The 23,021-nt window shown below is 63.6% G+C and carries 19 protein-coding genes and 1 other RNA gene; 9 read left to right on the forward strand and 11 right to left on the reverse strand.

Annotated elements, in window-relative coordinates:
* Positions 1-277: 277 nt before the first annotated feature.
* Positions 278-1,381, forward strand: a complete 1,104-nt coding sequence (locus tag B6V75_RS02925) for a glycosyltransferase (protein ID WP_088718664.1) — start codon at positions 278-280, stop codon at positions 1,379-1,381.
* Between the two features lie 462 nt (positions 1,382-1,843).
* Here the strand turns inward: B6V75_RS02925 and B6V75_RS02930 are convergent, their stop codons facing one another.
* The 4 genes from B6V75_RS02930 to B6V75_RS02945 form a co-directional block, all read right to left on the reverse strand.
* Positions 1,844-2,173, reverse strand: coding sequence for a hypothetical protein (locus tag B6V75_RS02930; RefSeq protein ID WP_075776504.1), 330 nt, complete (start codon positions 2,171-2,173; stop codon positions 1,844-1,846).
* A gap of 98 nt (positions 2,174-2,271) precedes the next feature.
* Positions 2,272-2,916: a YjbF family lipoprotein gene (locus B6V75_RS02935; RefSeq protein WP_088718665.1), complete on the reverse strand. Its 645-nt coding sequence runs from the start codon at positions 2,914-2,916 to the stop codon at positions 2,272-2,274.
* Positions 2,913-4,985, reverse strand: coding sequence for a YjbH domain-containing protein (locus B6V75_RS02940; RefSeq protein WP_168174426.1), 2,073 nt, complete (start codon positions 4,983-4,985; stop codon positions 2,913-2,915). The genes B6V75_RS02935 and B6V75_RS02940 overlap by 4 nt, the downstream gene beginning before the upstream one ends.
* Positions 4,986-5,165: 180 nt before the next feature.
* Positions 5,166-6,596: a mannose-1-phosphate guanylyltransferase/mannose-6-phosphate isomerase gene (locus B6V75_RS02945; RefSeq protein ID WP_088718667.1), complete on the reverse strand. Its 1,431-nt coding sequence runs from the start codon at positions 6,594-6,596 to the stop codon at positions 5,166-5,168.
* A 195-nt stretch (positions 6,597-6,791) separates the two neighbouring features.
* Here B6V75_RS02945 and B6V75_RS02950 point away from each other — a divergent pair, with 195 nt between their 5' ends.
* Entirely contained in the window at positions 6,792-7,298 is a 507-nt protein-coding gene (locus B6V75_RS02950) for a transcription termination/antitermination NusG family protein (protein ID WP_088718668.1), read from the forward strand.
* A gap of 22 nt (positions 7,299-7,320) precedes the next feature.
* On the opposite strand, the gene B6V75_RS02955 is transcribed toward B6V75_RS02950, so the two are convergent.
* A complete protein-coding gene (locus tag B6V75_RS02955; RefSeq protein ID WP_088718669.1) occupies positions 7,321-8,733 on the reverse strand; it encodes a deoxyribodipyrimidine photo-lyase in 1,413 nt (470 codons plus the stop codon).
* A 206-nt stretch (positions 8,734-8,939) separates the two neighbouring features.
* Between B6V75_RS02955 and B6V75_RS02960 the strand changes: the two genes are divergently transcribed.
* Together B6V75_RS02960 and B6V75_RS02965 are read left to right on the forward strand one after the other, a co-directional pair.
* Entirely contained in the window at positions 8,940-9,992 is a 1,053-nt protein-coding gene (locus tag B6V75_RS02960) for an ABC transporter substrate-binding protein (RefSeq protein ID WP_088718670.1), read from the forward strand.
* A gap of 104 nt (positions 9,993-10,096) precedes the next feature.
* Positions 10,097-11,278 carry a hypothetical protein gene (locus B6V75_RS02965; RefSeq protein ID WP_240496893.1) on the forward strand — a complete coding sequence of 394 codons (1,182 nt, stop codon included), beginning with the start codon at positions 10,097-10,099 and terminating at the stop codon, positions 11,276-11,278.
* 18 nt (positions 11,279-11,296) lie between these two features.
* On the opposite strand, the gene B6V75_RS02970 is transcribed toward B6V75_RS02965, so the two are convergent.
* Genes B6V75_RS02970 through B6V75_RS02980 form a run of 3 tightly spaced genes read right to left on the reverse strand, consistent with a single transcriptional unit; the run spans position 11,297 to position 15,029 of the window.
* Positions 11,297-12,307 carry a sulfotransferase family 2 domain-containing protein gene (locus B6V75_RS02970; RefSeq protein WP_088718671.1) on the reverse strand — a complete coding sequence of 337 codons (1,011 nt, stop codon included), beginning with the start codon at positions 12,305-12,307 and terminating at the stop codon, positions 11,297-11,299.
* Entirely contained in the window at positions 12,304-13,449 is a 1,146-nt protein-coding gene (locus B6V75_RS02975) for a glycosyltransferase (RefSeq protein ID WP_168174427.1), read from the reverse strand. The genes B6V75_RS02970 and B6V75_RS02975 overlap by 4 nt, the downstream gene beginning before the upstream one ends.
* Positions 13,446-15,029 carry a glycosyltransferase gene (locus B6V75_RS02980; protein ID WP_088718673.1) on the reverse strand — a complete coding sequence of 528 codons (1,584 nt, stop codon included), beginning with the start codon at positions 15,027-15,029 and terminating at the stop codon, positions 13,446-13,448. Before B6V75_RS02980 ends, B6V75_RS02975 begins: the two co-directional genes overlap by 4 nt.
* An 89-nt stretch (positions 15,030-15,118) precedes the next feature.
* On the opposite strand from B6V75_RS02980, the gene ssrA reads away from it, so the two are divergent.
* The 5 genes from ssrA to fumC all read left to right on the forward strand — a co-directional run bounded on the left by ssrA (position 15,119) and on the right by fumC (position 18,438).
* Positions 15,119-15,474, forward strand: a transfer-messenger RNA (tmRNA) gene (ssrA, locus tag B6V75_RS02985).
* A gap of 47 nt (positions 15,475-15,521) precedes the next feature.
* Positions 15,522-15,722: a hypothetical protein gene (locus tag B6V75_RS02990; protein WP_146735100.1), complete on the forward strand. Its 201-nt coding sequence runs from the start codon at positions 15,522-15,524 to the stop codon at positions 15,720-15,722.
* 354 nt (positions 15,723-16,076) lie between these two features.
* Entirely contained in the window at positions 16,077-16,541 is a 465-nt protein-coding gene (locus tag B6V75_RS02995) for a ClpXP protease specificity-enhancing factor SspB (protein WP_075776513.1), read from the forward strand.
* Positions 16,542-16,545: 4 nt separating this feature from the next.
* Entirely contained in the window at positions 16,546-16,947 is a 402-nt protein-coding gene (locus B6V75_RS03000) for an ester cyclase (RefSeq protein ID WP_088718675.1), read from the forward strand.
* 96 nt (positions 16,948-17,043) lie between these two features.
* Positions 17,044-18,438, forward strand: coding sequence for a class II fumarate hydratase (gene fumC / locus B6V75_RS03005; protein ID WP_075776620.1), 1,395 nt, complete (start codon positions 17,044-17,046; stop codon positions 18,436-18,438).
* Between the two features lie 197 nt (positions 18,439-18,635).
* Here the strand turns inward: fumC and B6V75_RS03010 are convergent, their stop codons facing one another.
* Genes B6V75_RS03010 through B6V75_RS03020 form a run of 3 tightly spaced genes read right to left on the reverse strand, consistent with a single transcriptional unit; the run spans position 18,636 to position 22,943 of the window.
* Positions 18,636-19,382, reverse strand: coding sequence for an alanyl-tRNA editing protein (locus tag B6V75_RS03010; protein WP_088718676.1), 747 nt, complete (start codon positions 19,380-19,382; stop codon positions 18,636-18,638).
* Entirely contained in the window at positions 19,366-21,915 is a 2,550-nt protein-coding gene (locus B6V75_RS03015; protein ID WP_088718677.1) for a DUF3772 domain-containing protein, read from the reverse strand. Before B6V75_RS03015 ends, B6V75_RS03010 begins: the two co-directional genes overlap by 17 nt.
* Positions 21,912-22,943: a cysteine synthase A gene (locus B6V75_RS03020; protein ID WP_088718678.1), complete on the reverse strand. Its 1,032-nt coding sequence runs from the start codon at positions 22,941-22,943 to the stop codon at positions 21,912-21,914. Before B6V75_RS03020 ends, B6V75_RS03015 begins: the two co-directional genes overlap by 4 nt.
* Positions 22,944-23,021: the final 78 nt, after the last annotated feature.

Raw genomic sequence — 23,021 nt, forward strand, 5'->3', positions numbered from 1 at the left:
GCTGGAACGCGTGAACTCCGCCCCGATCGTGTGAGCATACGCGCGACAGGAGCTCATACTCATTGGTCGCGAACGCATTGGTCGCGAGCAGGTGAGTGAAGTTTTCTGACATTTTTCGCCTAACGCGAGTCAAAAGCCGTTGACCCTCCGGAAAAAAGTTAAGTATCCCTGTCGAGCAAGAGTATCCGTACGATTAGCGATATTTTTTACGATGACGCGTTAGCGGAATATTAACATCTACCGCCGCGATAATTTTTTTCATGCAAGAGGGCAGTGTATGATTGGCCTTGAATATGTTGTGACGGCTTTCCTGGCATCGTTCCTGATGGCGGCCCTCATCGTTGCAACAAAGAGTTTTCATGGCAAGCTCACTCTCGACGGCGATCACGGCATCCAGAAAATCCACGCGGCCCCGACCCCGCGGATCGGCGGCTTTGCCCTTCTGGCAGGTGCGTTGGTTGCAGGTCTGACACTGGATGCGCAGACACAGGCGCTGTGGTGGACGATCTGCCTCTGCGCGAGCCCTGCTTTCGGCTCCGGGGCGATCGAGGACATCACCAAGAAAGTCTCCGCCAAGTGGCGCCTGCTCGCCACCGTATGTGCGGGGCTGATTTTTTGCCTCGTGTCCGGCTACCACATTGAACGCGCGGATATCCCCGGGCTCGATTACCTGCTGCGCTACCCGGCGTTCGGGATCGCACTCAGCGCCATCGCTATCGGCGGGATCGCCAATTCGCTCAACATCATCGACGGGGTGAACGGGCTCGCCTCCGGCAGCGCGATCATCGTCTTTTCTGCTTTCGCGGTTATCGCCGAGCAAACCAATGACGGGCCGATCTTGGCGATCTGCCTGCTGATGATCGGCTCGATCGCGGGATTCTTCGTGGTGAATTTTCCGGCCGGAAAGCTGTTTTACGGTGACGCCGGTGCCTATGCGACAGGGTTCGTACTCGCCGTGATCGGCATCGTCTTGCCCGCCCGCAATCCCGAGATTTCACCGCTGATCGCCGTGCTCGCGCTCGCCTATCCGTGGATCGAGACGGTCGTCTCGATTCGCCGCAGGCTGAAGCGCGACGGAACCCATCCCGGCGCGGCGGATCGGCTGCACCTGCACAGCCTCGTCTATCGCAGCCGTGCGAAGCGAATTGCCGAAGCGCTCGGACATCCGGAGATGCGCAATCCGATCACCTCGGTCGTTCTCTGGTCACTGAGCCTGATCGCGTGCTCCATCACCGTGATCAGCGCGACTTCACCCGCATCCCTCGGCGCGGGGGTCGGCGTGGTTTTTGTCTGCTACATGCTGATCTATCGTCGCGTCGCGCTTGGCAGCAAGCTTCGTCGTGCAATGGCGACCGCGCGCCGCGCACGGATCGATATGTAACGCGAGAGCTCACGCGCATCACCTTGGAATCCGCGTGTCTTCGCCCGGCGTATTCCAAGCGGTGGAGCCGAGCGCCGACCGGCGCGTCGAGTCTCACCTATCCTGCGCGGATCGGCGCTCGTCACCACCTTGCCCGGGCCCAGATCGGCCCAAGCGATTCCCTAATTGGCCACCTCGCGATACGGCGCTTCATCCTGCACAGGCGCAATGCTCTCCCAGAGCATCATCCACACCAAGGCCGCGAGAGGAAAAATCGCGAGTCCTGTCAACATCGGCTCCTACCCCAACACTCAAACACCCGTCTTATGATTGTCATATCATAACTCGAGCGAATCAGTGCGCATTTGTAAGGCGTGGAGCACTGTCGATTTGGATAGTTTTGCAGCGCTCCCCTGTGGTTAGGCGGAATCAAAAAGGCCCCGCTTCAAGCGAGGCCTTTCGAAAGATCGCGGATCGCGCGGATCAGTTGGTGCCGTTGGTTCCGTTGGTCCCGTTAGTGCCGCCGCTGCCCATAGCAGCTGCCGCGAGGCCGACGCCAACGATCACCGCAACGACCGGGGTCGCACCGCCGAGGTTGCTATTCGCCGCCGCCGTGCAGGATACCACGGCCTCACCTTTATTATTGTACACAGCGTCGACCACAGCCGTGTCGCAAACATTATTCGCTTTTGCCCAGGCAACGAGCGCGTCGTGGCTAAGATTGGCCGGCGCTTGCAGGTTCTGGGCCGCACCCGGAAGGGCACCAGCAAGAGTGGCTGCCACTACAACGGCACCCGTAAAGAACTTCGTCATCGAAACCTCCGATCAGGTTGGGATAGGTAAGACATTATTATCTTACATTAATCTTTTGGTGAACCATAGGGTTAATTGATACCCGAGGCCCATTCAGTTTAGTCGAGCACGCCGATCGCGATCTGCCCCACAGTGGGGGAAACCCATTGCCGCCCGGCCTGGATCCGTCCCGTTTCATCGGTCCAGTAAATATTGGTTATTGCCATCTTCGGATTGCGACATTGTTCTTCGTGGCGCAACAAATTTAGCCCTGCGAGGGTTTCGTTTCCAGCCGCAGTCATCTTGCAGCCGAGCAACACATAGTCCGCATGATTGTCTGCCGTAAGGAAGCGGTAGGTCCGGCGATAGGCGTCCATCTTGGCGCTGCGAAGGGCGGCGAGCGTCGGCCCCGAATCCGCCGCCATCAGATCGTCGCCCAAGCCGCGGGTTGCGACCACCACGCCCCGATCGACCGACACAGTGATATCGTCTCCGGACCGCCAGGTCTCGACGGTGCCATTCCGCCCGGCCAGAGACAGGGTCGCATTCGCGTCGCGCGACGGAATGACAACTTCGAGCCCGCGCTTCGGAACTGCTCGCGTCACCACCTTCACGCCCACACCTTCGCCATTCGTTGCGGATCGCACGGGCGCGCCCTGCCCCACGGCCCCTCCGCCCGGAAGCGTCATCGTGTTGCCCAGTTTGTCGAATTGCGCACAGCCCGCGACCGCCAGCAGCGCCGCGCCGAAAACAAGTGATCTCATCGCCAGAACCGCTCCCAATTTCCGTCGAAGGAGGCGGGCTGATCTTCGCGCACCATCCCGTAAAGCCTGTTGGCCACACCCAACCGCGCCCCGCCGTCGCGCACGATCGGCTGGATCACCGTCGAATAGCGCTGCTTCGTCGGCTGCCCGGTCGCCCAGTGCAGCGGGATGGTGATCATGAAACCCTTGTCGAACGAGCCCTCGCCGAAATCTTCCGAGGACACATCGGTCTTCGTCGCATAGACCCCGACTTTCCAGCCATTGTCGAAAACGCGCGAGAAGCTCAGCGTCGCGCCCCAGTCGCCGGCGAGGTAACGGCCGACATCGAGCTGCGTATAGAACTGATCGGTGAACTGATAATAAGCGGATAGATGGCCCGTCGTGACCTCGTAGTCGCGCAGATCGAAGCGCTGGTCGTAGCCGCGCTGGCGTACCCGGTTAAGCTCGGCCCCGAGGGCGAGGCGGCTGTGTTCCGGCGCCCAGAGAAGCTCGGTCGAGACACCCGCGAACATCGGCTCCAGATAGCCGGCGGTCACACGCCCGAAGAGATTGCGTCCCGGACGGAAGAAATAGGCCCCCGTCAGTTCCGGAATCGTCGGACCCGACCCCTTGTAATAGAGCCACGCATCCGAGCGCACATGCGGTAGCACCGAATCCGACGGCCGGTTCGCCTGATCGAGATTGCCGATCACCTTCTGGTTCACGCGCCCCGACAGCAACAGGCCTGGCGCGATCTCGTATTGTGCCTGCACTCTTACACCCAGATCGGCGCGCAACGGATCGTCCGGGTCGAACAGGCCCGGCAGCAAATAAGGGCCGACACCCCAGGAAAAGCGCGGGTAGGTGCCGGGCGCGACCGGCAGCCGAGGGGGCGCGCCGTCGATCTGTGCATGGGCGCGCATCAGTTCGCCGCCGACGGGGTGGAATTCATAGGCCTCGAGGTCGTCCCGACGGATTGTCGTGGTCGAGACGGGCTGCGAATTTTCCGACAGGGTGATCGCGAACCGATCGACCATAGCAGGGGCCTGCGCGCTCAGCACCCGCGCGGCGCGCCCGAGCGCTTCGGGCGGCGCGTTGTATCGGTCGTTGCGAATCTGGATCGCAAGGGTGGAGCCGCTGAGCTTCGCACCTTCCAGCACCAGTCCCTGTTGCGCCAAGGCCGGGCGCAGCTTCGCCGTCAGATAGGCCGGATCGTTCGTCCAGCTTTGCGCCGCCTCGACGCCCGCGCGCGGTACGACCGGCGGCGGTGCATCTTTCAGCCCGCTCGGATGCGCGTTGTGCTTGGGGTTCAGCGCGTAGCTCAATTGCACGCTGAAATCGGTTCCGTAGAGATAGCCCGCCGTGATCGAGGCCTGATCGTTGATCTTGTATTGCGCGGCGATGTTGACCGGGGATTTGCGATCGAAGGTCGGACCGTCCTCGCGCGTATAGGCGTCGGAGGAATATTCCGCCATCAGCCGCAGCCTGTCCGTCGCCTGCCATTCGACACCCGCAAACAGTGCCGCATCCCCGGTAAACCATTGCTGCGGCTGGAACGTCCCGCCCTGCGCCCCGGTGCGATCTCCGCGCGTCTTGAAGTGATCGCTCAGCACGCCCAGCGGATTGTCGAAGCCGTTATTCGACCCAAGACGCCCCCAACCGATCCCCGCCGTCGCGCGCAGTTTCGGCGAGATCGACTTGGTCGCCACGACATATTCCCCGGAATAGACCCCGGTGCCGGTCATGTCGTTGATGCCGAACGCCATCGCAGGCCAGAAGCGCCCCTCGTCGAGGAACCGATACTGGATCGAGAAGCTGCGATCGTAGAGCGTACCGCCGCCCATGTAGTTCTTGATCGTCGAATATCGGAAGCCAGCCGACAGGCGCGGCGTGATCTGGAACGCGGCCGAGACGCGCGTCTGTCCGGCGAAGGCGAAGACATTGAAGCCAAGCTCCGCATCCTCACGACTGCCCGCAACGGGCATGTCGATCAGCCCCGGGATGCCATAGCTGTTATAGCCCCAGGCCCTGTCGGCCGATTGCGCGCAGGCGGGGCCGAAGCCGAGACCCGCGAGCGCACTGCTCGCCATAGCAAAGAAGAGAAATCGGGAGCGGTAGGGGCGCGCCAACATGTCAGGAAAATCCGCCTCGGTCACAATCAATTGGAGACCTAGCAGAGAGTCGCACTCCTCTGAAACGCGAATTGCTGCTTTTCCAAGGAATTGTCACCGATTTGCACTGCCGGGCGGCGACCCGCCGCCGAGCACGTGCTATTCGCCCACTGCGCGCATGTAGACATCTTCGTAGCGGATGATGTCATCTTCCCCGAGATAGGCCCCGGTCTGCACTTCGATCAGAACCATCGGCATCATTCCGGGGTTTTCGAGCCGGTGCGTCTCGCCGATCGGAATGTAGACGGATTCGTTTTCCGTAACGAGGCGCGCTTCCTTGCCAAGCGTCACGAGGGCGGTGCCCTGAACGACGATCCAATGCTCGGCCCGGTGGTGGTGACTTTGAAGACTGAGCGCCGCGCCGGGCTTCACCGTGATCCGCTTCACCTGGAACCGATCGCCGGTGACGAGGCTCTCGAACCCGCCCCAGGGTCGGTGATCGCGCGGGAAGTCTGTCGCCTGCGCAGCGTCGCGGGCCTTGAGCGCGTTAACCGCCGCTTTCACATCCTGCGCGCGCGAGCGATGCGCGACGAGGACCGCGTCGGGCATCGCCACCGCGATCACGTCCTCGAGCCCGATCCCGACCATGTGTAGCCGCGGATCTTCCGAGCGCAGCAGGCTGTCGCGGCAATCGATCGCGGTGGCAGCGCCCGACAGCGCGACCCCGTCGGAACGCGCAGCCGGGGCCGCGCGGCGCACCGCCTCCCAGTCGCCCAGATCCGACCAGCCCGCCTGCACCGGCATCACGGAGACGCAGCCCGCGCGTTCCATGATCGCGTAATCGATCGAGATGTCGGGCGCACCCCCCCAGGTATCCGGGTCGAGTCGCAGAAACCCCAGATCGGCGCGCGCGGCAGCGAATGCCGCCTCGACGCGCGCGAGGAGGCTCGGCGCGTGGGTTCGCGCGGCCTCGAGGATCGCGCCCGCGGAAAACAGAAAGAGGCCGGAATTCCATAGGTAATCGCCGCTTTCATAGAGGGCGCGCGCCCGTACGAGATCGGGCTTTTCGATGAACCGGACCAGGGGCACGGGGCCGCCGACGCCTGACTCCTGAGAAGGTTCGAGATATCCATACCCCGTCTCGGCCCGGTCGGGGGTAATGCCAAAGGTCACCAACCGCCCTCTCCGCGCCGCAAGCTCTGCGCCTGCGATCGCCTCCTGAAACGCCTGCGCATCGGCGATGACATGATCCGAGGGCGCGACCAGCATCAGCGCCTCCTCCCCTGCCTCGCGTCGGAGCCAGAGCGCCGCGGCGAGAATGGCGGGGGCGGTGTTGCGCCCCTCGGGCTCCAGCATCACCGCGCCGGGATCAATGCCGACCGCGGCAAGCTGCTCGGTCGCGATGAAGCGGAAGTCGGATTGTGTGAGCACCAGCGGCGGCGCGAAACCCTCCCCCGACAACCGTTCTGCCGTCGCCTGAAACAGTGTTACCGGCCCTGTCAGTTCGGCGAATTGCTTCGGATAGCTGCGCCGGGACAGCGGCCACAGACGCGTTCCCGACCCGCCCGCTAGAAGAACCGGAGTGATCATGTGCATCCTCCCCATCTCGGCAGGTTTCCCCTGCCATGTCGGAGCTTTGCACGGTCATTCCTAACGTTACGTTAACGACGCTCGGAACCACTTTGGCGCGCATCTTTACGCACGAATTCGCCTTGTCAGATTGACTTGTCAGGCCCTATCCATCAGTCAGCAAAGCACACCCCGGTTGGACAAAAGGCCCAAGCCATGACCGATCAGAGCCCGGCCCGCGCGTGGCATGTGGCGCAGTTCAAGCCCAACAGCGCCGCCATCGCCCGGCGCAATCTGGCGCGCCAGAAGTTCGAGGTTTTCCTGCCGATGATCGAGACGACGCGCCGCCAGTCGGGCAAATTTGTGACCCGCAGCGCGCCGCTCTTTCCAGGCTATCTTTTCCTGCGCGAGACACCTGGCTCGGCGCATCTCGGCGCGGTGAACGGGACGCAGGGGATAACGCGGCTCGTGGCGCTTGCAGGTCGCCCGACGCCGGTGCCCGACGCGATGATCAAGGCGCTGCGCGCGCGCTGCAATACTCAAGATCAAGTTCAGCCGCTGCCGGATTACGCGCCCGGCGATGCGGTCACGCTGGCGACCGGGCCGTTCGCGGATTTTGTGGCGACGGTCGAAAGGGTCGATGCCGAGAAACGGGTCTGGCTGCTGTTGGATTTCATGGGCCGCGAGACCCGGATCAAGGCTACGCCTGACGCCTTGATCTAAGCCCGTGAACCAGCGCTACAGCCTAGCCTTTGTGCTGCTCATACGCGGCCAGGGCGCGCTCTCGCCCCTCTTTCAGGCCAATCAGTCGCTCGGGATAGTCCTGATCCGGCGTTAGCGCCCAACTCTCTGGGATCGCTTCGAAATAATCCGTCGCCGTCTCGGGCGGATTGGCCTGCCCCTCGGCGATGAAATCCTTCCGGTAGCGCCCGTCCTTATCGAATTTATCCAGCTGCGTTTCCGGATTGAACACGCGGAAATAGGGCGTGGCGTCCGGCCCCGGACCTGCGACCCATTGCCATCCCATCGCGTTGCTTGCCGGATCCCAGTCGATCAGGCAGTCCTCGAACCAGCGCAAGCCCACCCGCCAATCGGTCATCAGGTGCTTGCTGAGATAAGAGGCTACGATCATCCGGGCGCGATTATGCATCGTGCCGGTGACATACATCTCGCGCATCGCCGCATCGACGAAAGGCTCTCCGGTCATACCGCGCCGCCACGCCTCGGCGTCGTTATTGTCGCGCCGCCAGTCGAAGCCGTTCCACTCGTCGCGCCAGTTTCTCTCGGCCATGTCGGGCCAGTGAAAGAACAGGTGCCAGGCGAATTCGCGCCAGACGAGCTCTTTCAGGAAGGTCTCTGCACCGGGGTTGCCCTCGGCCATCTCGCGATAACCGGCATGCCAGATCGTACGCGGGGAAATCTCACCATAAGTCAGGTTTTCGGACAGGCCCGAGGTACCGCCCGAAGCGGGCACATCACGCTGCGTCTTGTAGGCCGAGAGGCGATCGCGCAGGAAATTCGACAGCCGCGACTGCGCGGCGCGCTCGCCGACATTGACATGTTTCGCAACGATGGCCGCACCGCGCCGCATCGCCGCTCCCATCTTCCAGTCGTCCAGCTTTTTGCTTCTTGGCCAATCACTTGGCGGGCGAAGTTCAGACACTGTCTTAACTTCCGGCGCGACATCCGTGCCCTTCACCGCGTTCCAAAAGGGAGTGTAAACCTTATAGGGGCCGCCGGTCTTGGTCTCCACCGTCCACGGTTCGAACAGCAGATGCCCGGTGAAGCTTTTTGCCTCGATCCCGTCGTCGGAGAGCGCGGATTTCACCTCCGTATCGGTGTCGCGACCCGGCTTGTCGTAGCGGCGCGACCAATAGACCGCGCCCGCCCCCGTCTCCTCGATCAGCGCACGAAGCACCGTAAGCGGCGCGCCCTTGCGTAGGATCAGCTTCGAGTCTTTCTCCGAAAGGCTTTCCGCAAATGCCTCCACCGCAAGACCGAGCCGCCATTTCGCCGCCGCCCCCAAGGCTTCGACCTGGTCGTCATGGATGAAGACCGGGATCACCGGGGCACCGGTCGTCGCGGCCGCCGCCATCGCCTCATTATCGTGGAATCGGAAGTCGCGCCGCAGCCATAACAGGACGGGGGTGTCACTCATGCTCGTCTCCTTTGCCTCCCTCTCCCTACGCGCCGCGCCCGATCCGGTTCAGTCGCGCCCAAATTTTCCGCATCTGCACCGGCTGACCATCGCGCCGCACCGTCAAACCCGGCACTCCTGCCTAACGGCCGTGCAAATGCCTCTTGCGAGGGCGAAAAAGCCGCTCTAGCGTTTTCACAAAACGAACACAAAACAGGGAAGATACAATGAAGACTTCTGCTCTCCTTATGGCGGGGATCGCCGTGGCCGCACTGAGCGCACCCGCGCGGGCCGCCGATCCGGACCTGACTATCTTCGATTGGGCCGGTTTCGAAATTCCGGGCCTGTTCCAGCCCTATATCGACAAATACGGCGACAGCCCGACTTACGCCTTCTACGGCGATGACGACGAAGCCTATCAGAAACTCGCCTCCGGCTTCAAAGCAGATGCCGCCCATCCCTGTTCGCAGATGATCTCGAAATACAAGGACGCCGGGCTGATCGAGCCCTGGGATGTCTCCAAGATCCCGGAGTTCAAGAATATCGACCCCAAATACCTGAACTCGAAGATTTTCGTCGATGACGACAAGAACGTCTGGTATCTGCCGACCGATTGGGGCGCGACCGCGATCGCCTACAATCCCGACAAGGTCCCGGCCGAAGACGTGGCCAGCCTCGATGTCTTCGTGAACCCGAAATATGCGGGCCGCACCTCGCTGCCCGACAGCTCGGACGACGTCTGGGCGCTGGCCTATCTGGCGACCGGTGTGACCGACTGGACCAATGTCACCGACGAGCAGTTCCAGGCCGCCGCCGACTGGCTGCGCGAGGCCAACAAGAACGTGCAATCTTACTGGACCGACCCCTCGCAGCAGGCCCAGCTGATGGCCTCGGGCGAGGTTCTGGTCGCGTGGTCGTGGAATGACGGCGTCGCCTATCTGCAGGACGACAATTATCCGGTCGCCTTCCAGCGCGAGGCGAAAGAGGGCTCGTCGACCTGGTTCTGCGGCTTCGTGAACCTCAAGGACGGTCCCGGCTCGGAAGAAAAGCTTTACGATTTCATGAACGCATGGCTGCGCCCGGAGGCGGGCCCGGTTCTCGTCGACGAGATCGGCTATGGTCACACGAACACCGAGGCGATGAAACTGATCCCGCCGGAGCAGCTGGAAACGGCAGGCCTGACCGAGATCAACGCGCCTATCCTCGCACAGACGCCGAACTCGCCGGAGCTGCGTGAAAAGCAACTGGCCGAGTTCGAGAAGATCAAGGCTGGCTTCTGATCACTGCGCCGAATACGTCACAACCCGAGGGCCGCGTCTGACGCGGCCCTTTCTAATTGCCCCCCTCGTGCTAGCTGCGTGCAACCGACCATTTGAGACCGACCATGATCCTCGACGCAGCCATTCTCATTCTCGCCCTGATCGTCCTTGCCGCGATGTTCCTGCCGCAGCTACGCGACCTGCCGCGCTGGCGCGCCATGGTGACGCCGCTGGCCTCGATCATCGGCTCGGGCTTCCTGGTGCTGGGGCCGATCCTAGAGGTGCGCTACGGCAGTTTCGCGCCGCTTGCGATGGCGGCCTTGTGTGGCTTGGGATGGCTGTTCGGCGCGGCCGTGCGCGCCAACATCCGCGCCGAGGACGTGCCCGACACCCGCGCCGTCAAGCGCATCGAAGAGGTGGCACAGCTCGCACTCGCCTTCGCCTATGTCATCTCGGTCGCCTATTACCTCAACCTGTTCGGGGCCTTCGCGGTTTCGCTTACGCCGTGGAACACGGCTTTCGCGGCGCGCGCGGTGACGACGACGATGCTCGCCATCGTCGCGATCGCCGGGTTCTCGGGCGGGTTCAAACGGCTCGAGCAGATGGAATATGCCTCGGTCGCACTCAAGCTCGCGATCATCGCGGGACTGATCCTCGGCCTTGCGGTCTATTTCGGCAAGGTCGCCGTCGCGGGCGATCTTGTGGTCGATGCGCCGACGCTGGGCCCGTGGGACTCTTTACGGCTGCTCTTCGGCCTGATCGTGACCGTGCAGGGGTTCGAGACCGCGCGCTATCTGGGCAAGAGCTACGATGCCGACACCCGGGTCGCTGCGATGAAATGGGCGCAGATGCTCGCGACCGCGATCTACATGGTCTATATCGCGCTGCTGGCTTACATCTTCACGCCCAACGCCCATAACCTGACCGAGACCGCGATCATCGACATGATGCGCGTCGTCGCCCCGATCCTGCCGGCCATGCTGGTAGCCGCGGCGCTGGCCGCGCAGTTCTCCGCTGCGGTGGCCGATACCGGTGGCGCGGGCGGTCTGATCGCGGAATTCTCGCGTGGGAAGATCCCGCAAAAGGCGGCCTACCCGGTGTTGATCGGCGCGGGCATCGTGCTGACCTGGACGACCGACCTGTTCCAGATCATCTCCTACGCCTCGCGCGCCTTCGCGGGCTATTACGCGCTGCAAGCAGTGCTGGCCGCACTGCAAACCGAAGGGACGAAGCGCCACGCGTTCTGGGCACTTGCTGCGCTTGGGGTCGCGATCACGCTTCTGGGCATCCCGGCCGAAGGCGACTGAGGCGCCTATCCGGCCAGGCTAGCTCTCGGCCAGCGCCTGCGCATGCAGCCGCGCATCGAGCGCATAGTAATCCCCTATGAAGCCGCGAATATCGTCCGTCAGGAACGCCTCGTAAGGCGGGGTGTGCGCCGCCATCCAGTCCCCCGGCAGCGCATCGGAGAGATCGCGCGTCGGCGTCCCGCGTGTCTTTTGCGCCGCATTGGTCAGCCCGAGCCGGATCTCGCGCAGATCCTCCGGCAGGCGCTCACGCAGGAAGGCCTCGAAACTCTCGATCTTTTCCAGCGCGAAGAGCCTGTCCCAGCGGCGATTTTGCAGGTAGCTCCACTGTGCCGCCCAGTGGCTGTCCTGCACCTCGCGCGCAGTGGCGTTGATGTAGAAACAGAATTGGCGAAAGCTCAGCCCGCGCTCGACCATCTCCCGGTCCGGCGCGTCTCCCCCCGCGAAGAACGCATAGACCGACCGGGTATGATGGAGCACCGAGTCTTGCATACGATTGCGCCCGAACTTGTCGCAATAGCAGCTGACGAGCCGATCGACGGGATCGCGCAGAAGCGCGACCGAGACCCAATCCGGCGCGTGATCAACGCGGGCGCGTGCGGCGAAGGCCCAGTGGCGTGCCTGCATCCGGCTCTGTCCGGAATCGAGCCAGTAATGCGACATGCCCGGCTCGGGTCGTCCATCGCCCACCAACCGCAGAGCCCAATCCTTGACCGAGGTATTGGCGACCTTCGCGATCGGGCAGAACACCGCCCGCGCCGGCGCAATGTAGAGCATCGCGCCATCGTACTGGCTACGATCCTGATCGCGCAGAAGCCGGGCCTTGCGTCGATATTCCTCCGACCCGCGCAGCTCCCGCTCGACATCGGCCACGCTCGCGCGCCGCTCTTTCAACGCGGCGTGCGCCCGCGCTTTCGCAGGCCGCCCGAGATAGGCCTGAAACAACGTGTCGATCGCGTCAGGCGTGGCGCGCATCTGCGCGGCCAGTTCCGGATCGTCAAAGGCGACGGGCTGCAGGGATAAATCCGTCATGCGGCGAGACTTTCATAGCGGGACATCAGAGGCGCGAGCTGCGCGGGCCAGCCATATTGCGCTACGTCTTCGGGGCGGCGCTGCGAGCCGATCGCCCCCGTCATGGCATCGCGCAACAAGCGACGAAACTGCACAGGATCGTCAGCGACATGAACGCCGCTCAGCCCCTCCGCATCCTCGAACCCGCGCATCGCCGGGCGCATCGCGACGACGGGCTTGCAGGACAAAAGCGCCTCCGCGGTCTTGAGATTGGTGCCGCCTCCCTCGGTGATCGGCAGGCAGATGGCGCGGGCGTGATGCAGAAGACCACTCAAGGTTTCTTCCGCCACCACGCCCAGGGGCGCGACGTATTCCGCGTTCATCTGCGCGTAACGTTCATAGCGGGGGTCGGTGGTAATAAGGTGGGTCATCGCCCCCGCGACGGCGAGGCGGCTACGCGGCGGAAGGAACCCCGGAATTTCGCCAAAAGACGCCCAATAGCCCGTGGCGTTCGGCGGATGCGCCGAGCCCGCAACGAGTGCGTAAGCCCCATCCAACGGTGCGGGAGGACGCGCCTCGGGATCGGGCGCCCAGCAGCCGTTCGGAGCCACGACGATTGCCCGCGCGCCCGGCTGGCACGCGAAGTGCCGTGCATCGGCCTCGCAGACCGCGATGACCAGATCGGCTGCCGCGATGAGCGCCGCTTCGAGCGCTTCCGCCTGCGCGCGCCAATGCGGGTCGATCAGCGCCGCCTCGACATTATGGGCGGAATAGATGAGCCGGGCGCGGCGCAGGATGGGGTCGCGTTCCAGCGCTTCGGCGAAAAGCGGATAGAGCCAGGGATGCTCGAACTGCACCGCGTCGGGCGCGAAGTCGCGCAACTCGCCGATCAGCCCGGGGATCAATGGATGAGCGGCGAGAGCGTCCGATATATGCAGATCCTCTCGGCGCTTCGGATCGTGGAGACGCGGCAGCAGCGCCATCGGCACCGCCGTACGTTGCTCGTCCGGGGAGCCGTCGGGATAGCCGCGCGTCGAATAGATCGGGACATAGCGAAAGATATGCCCCGCCGCCCGCGCCTGACGCGCGATCGCTGCGACTCGGCGCTGACCGCCATGTAGCGGGCGGTGGATCGGATAATGACCGAAAGCGGCGATCTTCATGCGGCGTCCTCCTGGTAGGTCGTGGCGTTTTCGGAAAGCGCGTAGGATGTGGCGGGACGTGAAGATTTCTCCGACGAGTCCACGTCGAAACCTTCGGTCAACGCCACTCGAAAATCTGCCCATCTATGCGGCTTGAACCGCTCCACATGCGCGCAGGCTGCGCGATAGGCCGCCTCGTCCACCATCAGCGCCTCGGTGCGCGCAAGCCAGCGCTCGCCCTCGAACAGACCGATCGCCTCGGAGGCCCCGCCCCCGGCTTCGATCAGCGCCGGCGCATCCGACGTGAGACAAGGTTTGCCATGCAGCAGCGATTCCACGACAGGCAGGCCCCACCCTTCGTAATGGGAGGGGTAGATGGTGAAGCGACAGTTGCCGTAGAGCACCTGCAACTCGGCATCGTCCACATCGTCGAGGATGCGGATCGCGCCATGCGGCAGGCCGGGATCGGCCCGCACCATCGCGAGCAGCGGGTCGATCGACCAGCCGGGCTGCCCCACCCAGACCAAGGGCAAGACATCGCCGCCGTGCCGCGCACACAGCTCCCGCCAGAGGCGATAGGCGAATGCGTGGTTCTTGCGCGGCTCTTGCGTGCCGACCATGAGGACGTAACGCCCGGGCTCCAGGCTTCGGTGCGCGAAGATTCCCGAGAGATCGTCGGCGGGCGTGGTTCGCGGCAGCGCATCGGCACCGAGGGCAACGACACGCACGTGGGTCGGGTCCAACTCGGGGTAGCCGCAACTGGCGGCGTGGGCGAGCAGATCGCACCGCGTCACCTCTGAATTCGTCCAGATCCGATCCACCCCCCAGAGCATCCAATGCAGCGCGGGCGGAAAAGTCTTGCGCGTAGTGGGTTCGGCGACATGCCCCCAGAGGATCGGGATCAGGTCATGGATGTAGTAGCTCAGCCGCCAGCCGTGGGACTGGCGCATCTCATAGGCCGCGCGGTAACGCGCGTCGCCCCAGAATCCGCCGGCCGAGACATAGTCACTCACTTCCTCGGGCGAAATCCGGTTTCGATCGGCGCAGATCTCGTCATGGACCGTATCGATGAGCCCGTAATGCGCCCGGTGATTGAGCGCATCGAGCGCGCGGATGCGCGGCGCGATAGGCGGAGCGATCCGCTCGAGCCGTACGAGCCAGCGGCGCATCTGGGCATATTCGTCACCGCTCAGCCGCAGCAATTCCTCCGCCGCGGCGCTCTCACGCCGCGCACGAAGTGCAGCTTCGCTTGGTCTTGCGCCCTGCCCCGAGTCGCGTCCGACCGCCCGCATTCTGCGCGAGACCCGCCAGACAAACCGCCCGATCCGCGCCCATGACCGCCAGCGGCGCGGCGCGGTGAGGGCGCGCGCAGGCGCCTCCGGCTGAAAACCGTTGCGAAAGATGACCTCTTCGAAGATCGCCTGAGGGATGCGATAGAACCCGCCACGCGCCTCGTCATAGATCACTGGCACCGTCCGCACGCCGAAGCGCGCGGCAAACGCCCGCCAGACCTCATGTTCCACCCGAAGGATGCCCATCGGGCGCCAATGGCGGAACTGATAGCTCGTGCTGAGATCGATCAGGATCGTCTTGTCGCGCATCGCGCCCCTCCATGGCCAGTTCTTGACCCGACTCGAGCTATAGCGTGCTGCCAGTTCACGTCCGGTTAATGCGCATTCATCCCATCCGACGCCTTGAAGCGCCCCAATCTTCCCCCTATATTCCAAAGCGTTCCCGGCAACGGGGACTATGGGCATAAACGCGCATGTAATAAGCGGATCGGACCCGGGGGCGGTACCCGGCGGCTCCACCAATCAACCCTCGTTGGGGGAGAATGGGGCCGAAATAGGATCGACGAACGTGTAAAGATGTTTGCTTTGTCCCGGTGAGCCACCACCGTTATCGGTGCAAATTGTACAGTTGCCAACGACAACCGTGCTCCGGTCGCTCTGGCTGCGTAAGCAGCTCGGGTAACCGAAACTTAACTCCTTGCGCTTAGCCGCGTAAGGCGGGGCCCGCAGGAGCCTTGCAACAGAATCCTGCATTTCTTCCCCCCTTTGTTCATTCGATCACCGTTAACCGGTTTGAAATTCGTGACTGCAATGCTGGCCCGAAAGGATCGGCTGGACGAAATCGACGGGTTGTTTGACGCGGATGCCTTGCCCAAAGGACCGATCTCTGGGCTCGAGATTCGACCGGAGGTTTTCGGCGAACGGGTGCCTGCGTTGCGGGCGCATTTACGCGGAATTCAGATAGCCGTGCTGCGCCATGTCGAATCCGGCGACTGGCTCTGAACGCTTCTGAAAGTCGCGGGAAAATCCGCGCAGACCGCGCGTTCGGTGGGGTTTACCGGACAATTGGCCATGCGATTTCGCGGAGAAAAAATCGTGGAAGCTTACAACACTTACGACGTGATCGCGCTGTTCGAGGGCTTGGAACTGATGCCCGCCGACACGGTCGCGCTCTGCCTATCCGGGGAGATGCTGGAGTAAGCAGAAACGCTGCCCCGTCTCGCCTCTAGGATGCAAAGGCATCGATCGCGGCGAGGCTGGCGCGTCCCCGCAAAGTCGCGCTTCGCGCTCCCTCGCCCGCCTTGCGGCCCGCCAAGAATCCCCTATGCTTGAGGCCGAGAAGAAAGGGACTTGGCCATGACGCAATCCATTGATTACGGAAACCTGATGCATCACGCGATGCGCGGGCTGATCCAGACAGTGCTGAGCGACATCGCGGCGAATGGCCTGCCCGGTGAACACCACTTTTTCATCACCTTCGATACCCGTCATCCCGACGCCGAACTCGCCGATTGGCTGCGCGAACGGTACCCTGAGGAAATGACGATCGTCATCCAGAATTGGTATGACAATTTCGAAGTGGGCGAGGACGGTTTCTCGATCACGCTGAACTTCGGCAATTCGCCCGAGCCTCTCTATGTGCCGCTCGACGCGATCACCACCTTCGTCGATCCCTCGGTAGAGTTCGGCCTGCGTTTCGAGACGCAGGAATATGACGACGAAGACGAGTTCGAAGAGGAAGAGGTGGCCGAGGAAGAAGAGGCGGCCCCCGCCGCGCGTGGCGAGGCCGAGGTCGTGAGCCTCGATCAATTCCGCAAGTAACCCGGTGGCGTCGGAGCCTCCGGACCGCGAAGCGCTTCTGTCGCTTTATCGCGGCTATCTGACTTGCCTGAACGAACAGGACTGGGCGCGTCTCGGTGATTTCGTGCATCCCGAGGTCACTCATAATGCGCGCCCGCTTGGCCTCGCGGGCTACCGGGAGATGCTCGAGGGTGACCATCGCGCGATCCCCGACCTTCATTTCGATGCGGACACACTTGCGGCCGATCCGCCAGTGATCGCAGCACGGCTGCGCTTCGACTGCACGCCCGTGGGAATGCTCTTCGATCTGCCGGTGAACGGCCGCCGCGTGAGGTTCGACGAGCATGTCTTCTATCGCGTTGCAGATGGCCGCATCCGCCAGGTGCATTCGCTGATCGACCGGGATGCGATCGCCGCACAGATCTGAGAGCCGCCCCAAGTATACCTCCGTATACCGTTGCAAAATTCCTTCGCGGGCCCTATCAGTGCGTGCGAAAGATTGCGCGCAATCATGGAGGCCCAGATGACCGCGACCCGCACCGAAACCGACAGCTTCGGCCCGCTTGAAGTTCCTGCAGACAAATATTGGGGCGCGCAGACGCAGCGCTCGATCATGAACTTCCCGATCGGATGGGAGCGCCAGCCGGTCCCGATCATCCGCGCGCTCGGCGTGATCAAGAAAGCCTGCGCCATGGCCAACAAGGCGCAGGGCAAGCTGGACGCGAAGATCGCCGATGCGATCATCGAGGCGGCCGGCGAAGTGATCGAAGGCAAGTTCGACGACAACTTCCCCCTCGTGGTCTGGCAGACCGGATCGGGTACGCAGTCGAACATGAACGCCAACGAGGTGATCTCGAACCGCGCGATCGAAATTCTGGGCGGCGAGATGGGCTCGAAAGACCCGGTCCACCCGAACGATCACTGCAACATGGGGCAGTCCTCGAACGACACTTTCCCGACCGCGATGCATGTCGGGATCGCGATGCAGGCGCGCGACGTGCTGCTGCCCGGTCTGCGCAAACTGCACGCGGCGCTGGAAGCCAAGTCCGAGGACTTCAAGGACATCATCAAGATCGGTCGCACCCACACGCAGGACGCGACGCCGCTGACCCTCGGCCAGGAATTCTCCGGCTACGCCCATCAGGTGAAGAAGGGAATCGAGCGCGTCGAAGCCTCACTCGGCGACATCTACGAACTGGCCCAAGGCGGCACCGCCGTCGGTACCGGTCTGAACACCCAAGTCGGTTGGGCCGAGACCGTGGCGGCGAATATGGCCGAGATTACCGACCTGCCTTTCGTCACCGCGCCGAACAAGTTCGAAGCGCTCGCCGCGCATGACGCGATGGTCATGTTCTCGGGCGCGCTGAAAACCGTGGCCGCCTCGCTCTTCAAGATCGCCAACGACATCCGCCTGCTGGGCTCTGGCCCGCGCTGCGGCCTGGGCGAGCTGATCCTGCCGGAAAACGAGCCGGGCTCCTCGATCATGCCGGGCAAGGTGAACCCGACGCAGGCCGAAGCGCTGACCATGGTCTGCGCCCATGTCATGGGCAATGACGCGGCCATCGGTTTCGCCGGCTCGCAAGGCCATTTCGAGCTCAACGTCTACAACCCGATGATGAGCTATAACGTGCTGCAATCCATGCAGCTTCTGGGCGACAGCGCCTCGGCCTTCACCGACAACATGGTTGCCGGCATCGAGGCCAACGAGCCGCGCATCGAGAAGCTGCTGCACGAGTCGCTGATGCTGGTCACCGCGCTCGCGCCGACGATCGGCTACGACAACGCGACCAAGGTCGCGAAGACCGCGCATAAGAACGGCACCACGTTGAAGGAGGAGGCGATCAAGCTTGGCTTCGTCGACGAGGAAACTTTCGACAAGGTCGTCCGCCCCGAGCAGATGATCGGCCCGAAAGCCTGATCCAGCTTCCATGAATGACGAAGGGCGGCCACTGGGGCCGCCCTTTTTCATTGGGGGGGGCTCTGCCCCCGCGCTTTCAGCGCTCCCCCGGGATATTTCGGCAAGCCCGATGCAGCCATGTCCGTTCGGGCTTGTCTAAATATCCCGGGGTGAATGTCGAAGGCAGAGGGGCAGCGCCCCTGCCCGGCCCGCAGTTCTCAGGCAAGATGAAGATGTACGCGGCGGTTCATCTTGCCCTTCTTCTCGATCTTGCCGAGCCGGAGGCCACCGATCTCGCCGGTCGAGGCGACATGGGTGCCGCCGCAGGGCTGCAGGTCGATGCGGTCGGCAGCTTCGCCGATCGCGACCAGCCGCACCCAGCCCTGCCCCTTGGGCGGCGCGACCGAGAGCGTCTTGACCAGCTCTGGCTGCGCCTCGAGTTCGGCATCGGTGATCCAATGCTCGACCACTTTCAGGTCTTGCGCGACCCAATCGTTCAGCTGCCGTTCGATCGCTTCCAGATCTTCAGGCCTCTCCGGCATATCGAAATCGAGCCGCCCCTTGTCGGACCCGATCTGTCCGCCCGTCACCGGCAGCGGGATCGCGACCGACAGCAGGTGCAGCGCGGTATGGACGCGCATGTGGCGGTGGCGGCGTTCCCAGTCGAGATGCTGCTGCACCTGAGCACCGACAGGCGGCAGGGGTTGCGGCTCGGCGGGCACGAGGATCACCGCGCCGGGCGCGCCGGGTTCGGCCTTCACGGTGGTCGCGATCTCGATCTCGCCGCCGTCCCAGACCAGCTTGCCGCTATCCCCCGGTTGGCCGCCGCCGGTCGGGTAGAAGATCGAATCCGCGCAATAGATGCCGCCTTCGTCGGTCAGTCCGGTCACCGGAACTTCTAGATCGCGGGCATAGGGGTGGATACGGTAGCTTTGCTGCTGCGATTGTTTAACGGTCTCCTGCATCGGCCTCTCCATCGGAACTGTCGTGGCGCTGTTGTTCTAACCCTTCCGGACCTTCTCCGGGTTGGGGCTTGCCATACTCGGCGCGGCTGACGGGGCGCTTGGAGGCGGTGTCGTCACTGTCCTCCGACCCCTTGTCCTCGGCCTCGTCGGATTGCGCCTCGGCGTCGTCCTTATTGGGCCGCAGCACCTCGGGGTTGCGCAACCAGACGTCGCGCTGTGCGAAGGGAATCTCGATCCCGGCCTCGGCGAAGCGTTGATTGATCTCGTGGTTCATCTCGCTCTGGACGCGGAGGATGAAGTTCACGTCCGAGAGGATCACGCGCACCTCGAAATCGAGGCTGTCCGCGCCGAAGCCCTTGAAGATCACGACAGGCTCGGGGTTCATCATCACCAGCGACTGGTTCGCGGCCACCTCGTGCAAAATGGTCTCGACCTTGCGGGTGTCGGTACCATAGGCCACGCCGACCGGCACGATCAGGCGCCCCGTGACATTGCCGCGCGTCCAGTTCGTCACCTGCCCCGAGATCAGGTCCGCATTGGGCACGATGACTTCGGTGCGATCGAAGGTCTCGATCCGGGTGGAGCGCACGGAGATCGCCTTCACGATCCCCATCTGGCCGTTGACCTCGATCCAGTCGCCTTCGGAGATCGGGCGCTCGATCAGCAGGATGATGCCCGAGACGAAGTTCTGCACGATGGTCTGCAGACCGAAACCGACACCGACAGAGAGCGCACCGGCGACGATGGCGAGCGAGCTGAGGTCGATCCCGGCCGAGGAAATCGCGATCACCGCGGCGAGGAAGATGCCGAAATAGCCAAGGCCCGAGACGATGGCGTTCTGCCCGCCCTTGTCGATCTTGGTCTTCGGCAGAAGCGAGGTTTTCAGCGCCCCTTGCAGGAGCCGGGTAACCATCAGGCCGATCACGAAGACGATCGCGAAGGTCAGGAAAATGCCAGGCGAGATCGTGACGCCGCTGACCGAGACACCGTTCTGGAAACGCGTCCACATCTCGGCCAGATCGGCCGGGCGCGCGCCCCAGATCAGAGCTGCGGGCGGCATCGCGAGCAGGCCAAGCAGGAAGCCGATCAGCGCCGGGATGAGAGAGTCGCGCCCGTCGTCCTCGCGCCGGGCGACCAGCACATAGACATCGGTAAAGAACTGATTGAGCACCAGGAGCAGCGCGATCAGCCCCAGCGTCAGGATGGTCGGGAAGATCAACGCGTTGGCGGCGTTGATATAGCCGATACCGCCAAGAACCGGCGCGACCACCGCGACCGCGATCAGCGCATTGCCGAGCGCCCCCACGAGCCGGTCGCGGAACGCGCCCTCCTCGGAGCCGGAGGTCTCGTTGCGCAGGTGGCGCCGCAGCAGTTGCCCGAAGCGGAATAGCGCGATCGCGGCGAGAACCTGCAGCGGGAAGACCAAGACGCCGAAACCGGCATCGAGCGTATGCCCCGCCGCATCGATCTCTTCGGCCGTTTTCGCGCTTCCCTCGATCACATCCTGCCCGCGCGCGACGAGCCAATCGCCGAACGGGCCCTGGATCGCCGCGAAAACCGCCAGCGAGATCGTCAGCAACCGGCCTTCGCGGCGACGCTCGCTTTGCAGGGTGAAGGGCGCGACTTGCCGGTCGTTGCGCGGGAAAATGCGGCCCGAGAGCCAGAAGGCGACGAAGGCCGCGCTCAGCACCACGCCGATCGCTATGAGCAGCTCCATCCATCGCGAGCCGAAGAGTTCGGTCTGAACCAGCGCAGCTTCGAGCAGCACGATCCCCGCGATCGGCAGCAGGAGCTGCCCCAGCGAGACGATGAAATCGATCACCCTCTGCGCATTGCGCGCCAGCCGCGCCTCGAGCACATCGGCCAGCTTGTCGATCCATGTCCGGCCGCGCGCCACCAGAAGCAGCGCCACCAACAGCAAGCCCACGATCGCGGGCGCGTTGTTGCGCGCACTGGCATAGGGATCGGTGTCATTGAGCTGCTGGCCCATCTCCGAGGCTAGCTCGGAGGTCAGTTCCGACAGCACTTTCAGCCCCTCGGGCCAGTTTATCGGGTTCAGCGGCGAGGGTGTGAGCCGCAACAGCTTGTCAGTCTGCCGCGCGCGCAGAAGCTGGTCGATATTGGCAACGATGGAATCCGCGCGGCTCGCGGCCTCGGTCGCGCGCAACCCCGGCGATTGAAGCTGCGCCAACTCGTCGTTGAGCTTCTTGCGCCGGTCGGCGATCGCCTTGTCCTCGCTCTGGCCCTCCTTCGGCGGAGGTCCGAGCGCTTCGATCTGCGCCTTGACGGTCGAGATCTGGCTGGCGTTGATATCCTCGGCCGCCTTGAATTTCTCGCGCCAGTTGACGACCTCCTGCCGGATCTGGTCGAATTCTTGGCGCTGTGCCTTGTCGGCCTGCACCATCTGCTCGGCTTCGGTCGCGGTTTTTTCCCACGCCTTGTAATCCGGCGGCTCGGGGCTTTGTGCAAAGACGATCCCCGGAAGCGCCAGCGCGACGGCCAGCAATAGCAGACGCGCCAGACGCAGGATCATCCCTCGAACACCTCCGGCATCTCACGCGGGGCCCGGTCGAGCCATTCCGGCACAGGCAGACCCTTGCCCTTGAGGAAGTCGGGGTTGAAGAGCTTCGACTGATATCGGTTGCCGTAGTCGCACAGCACCGTCACGATCGTGTGGCCGGGGCCAAGCTCGCGCGCCATATGCATCGCGCCCGCGATATTGATGCCCGAGGAGCCGCCCAAGCAGAGGCCTTCTTCCTGCAGCAGGTCGAACACCACCGGCAACGCCTCGCTATCGGGGATGTTGAAGCTCATATCCGGGGTGAAGCCCTCGAGATTGGCGGTGATCCGCCCCTGCCCGATGCCTTCGGTGATCGACGAGCCCTCGGATTTGAACTCGCCGGTCGTGTAATAGCTGTGCAGCGCCGCGCCATCGGGATCGGCGAGGCCGATCTTCACGCCCTTGGGCTGCAGCGCCATGCCGGTGCCCGCGAGCGTGCCGCCCGAGCCCACCGCGCAGATGAAGCCGTCGACCTTGCCGCCGGTCTGATCCCAGATTTCGGGGCCGGTCGTTTCGATATGGGCCTGCCGGTTCGCGGTATTGTCGAACTGGTTCGCCCAGATCGCGCCATGCGGATCGGTCTTGGCCAGTTCCTTCGCCAGCCGCTCGGAATAGCGCACGTAGTTATTGGGGTTGCGATAGGGCGCGGCCGGAACCTGCACCAGCTCGGCGCCGGCCAGCCGCAGCATGTCCTTCTTTTCCTGGCTCTGCGTCTCGGGGATCACGATCACCGAGCGGAAGCCCATCGACGCGCCCACGAGCGCGAGGCCGATGCCGGTGTTGCCCGCCGTGCCTTCGACGATCGTGCCACCGGGTGCGAGCTCGCCGCGCTGGATCGCGTCGCGGATGATGTAGAGCGCCGCGCGGTCTTTCACCGATTGGCCGGGATTGAGGAATTCCGCCTTGCCGAGGATCGTGCAGCCGGTCTCTTCCGATGCCTTCCTGAGCTTGATGAGCGGGGTATTTCCCACCGCCGACGCCAGATCGCTGCAGATACGCATCGCGCTTTCCTCCCGTATCGAGTTGCCCGCCACGGGGCCGTTGAAGCCAGACTTAGGACGCGGCGCGCGCCACCTCAA

The organism is Thioclava sp. F1Mire-8 (assembly GCF_002213165.1).
GTDB classification, from domain to species: domain Bacteria; phylum Pseudomonadota; class Alphaproteobacteria; order Rhodobacterales; family Rhodobacteraceae; genus Thioclava; species Thioclava nitratireducens.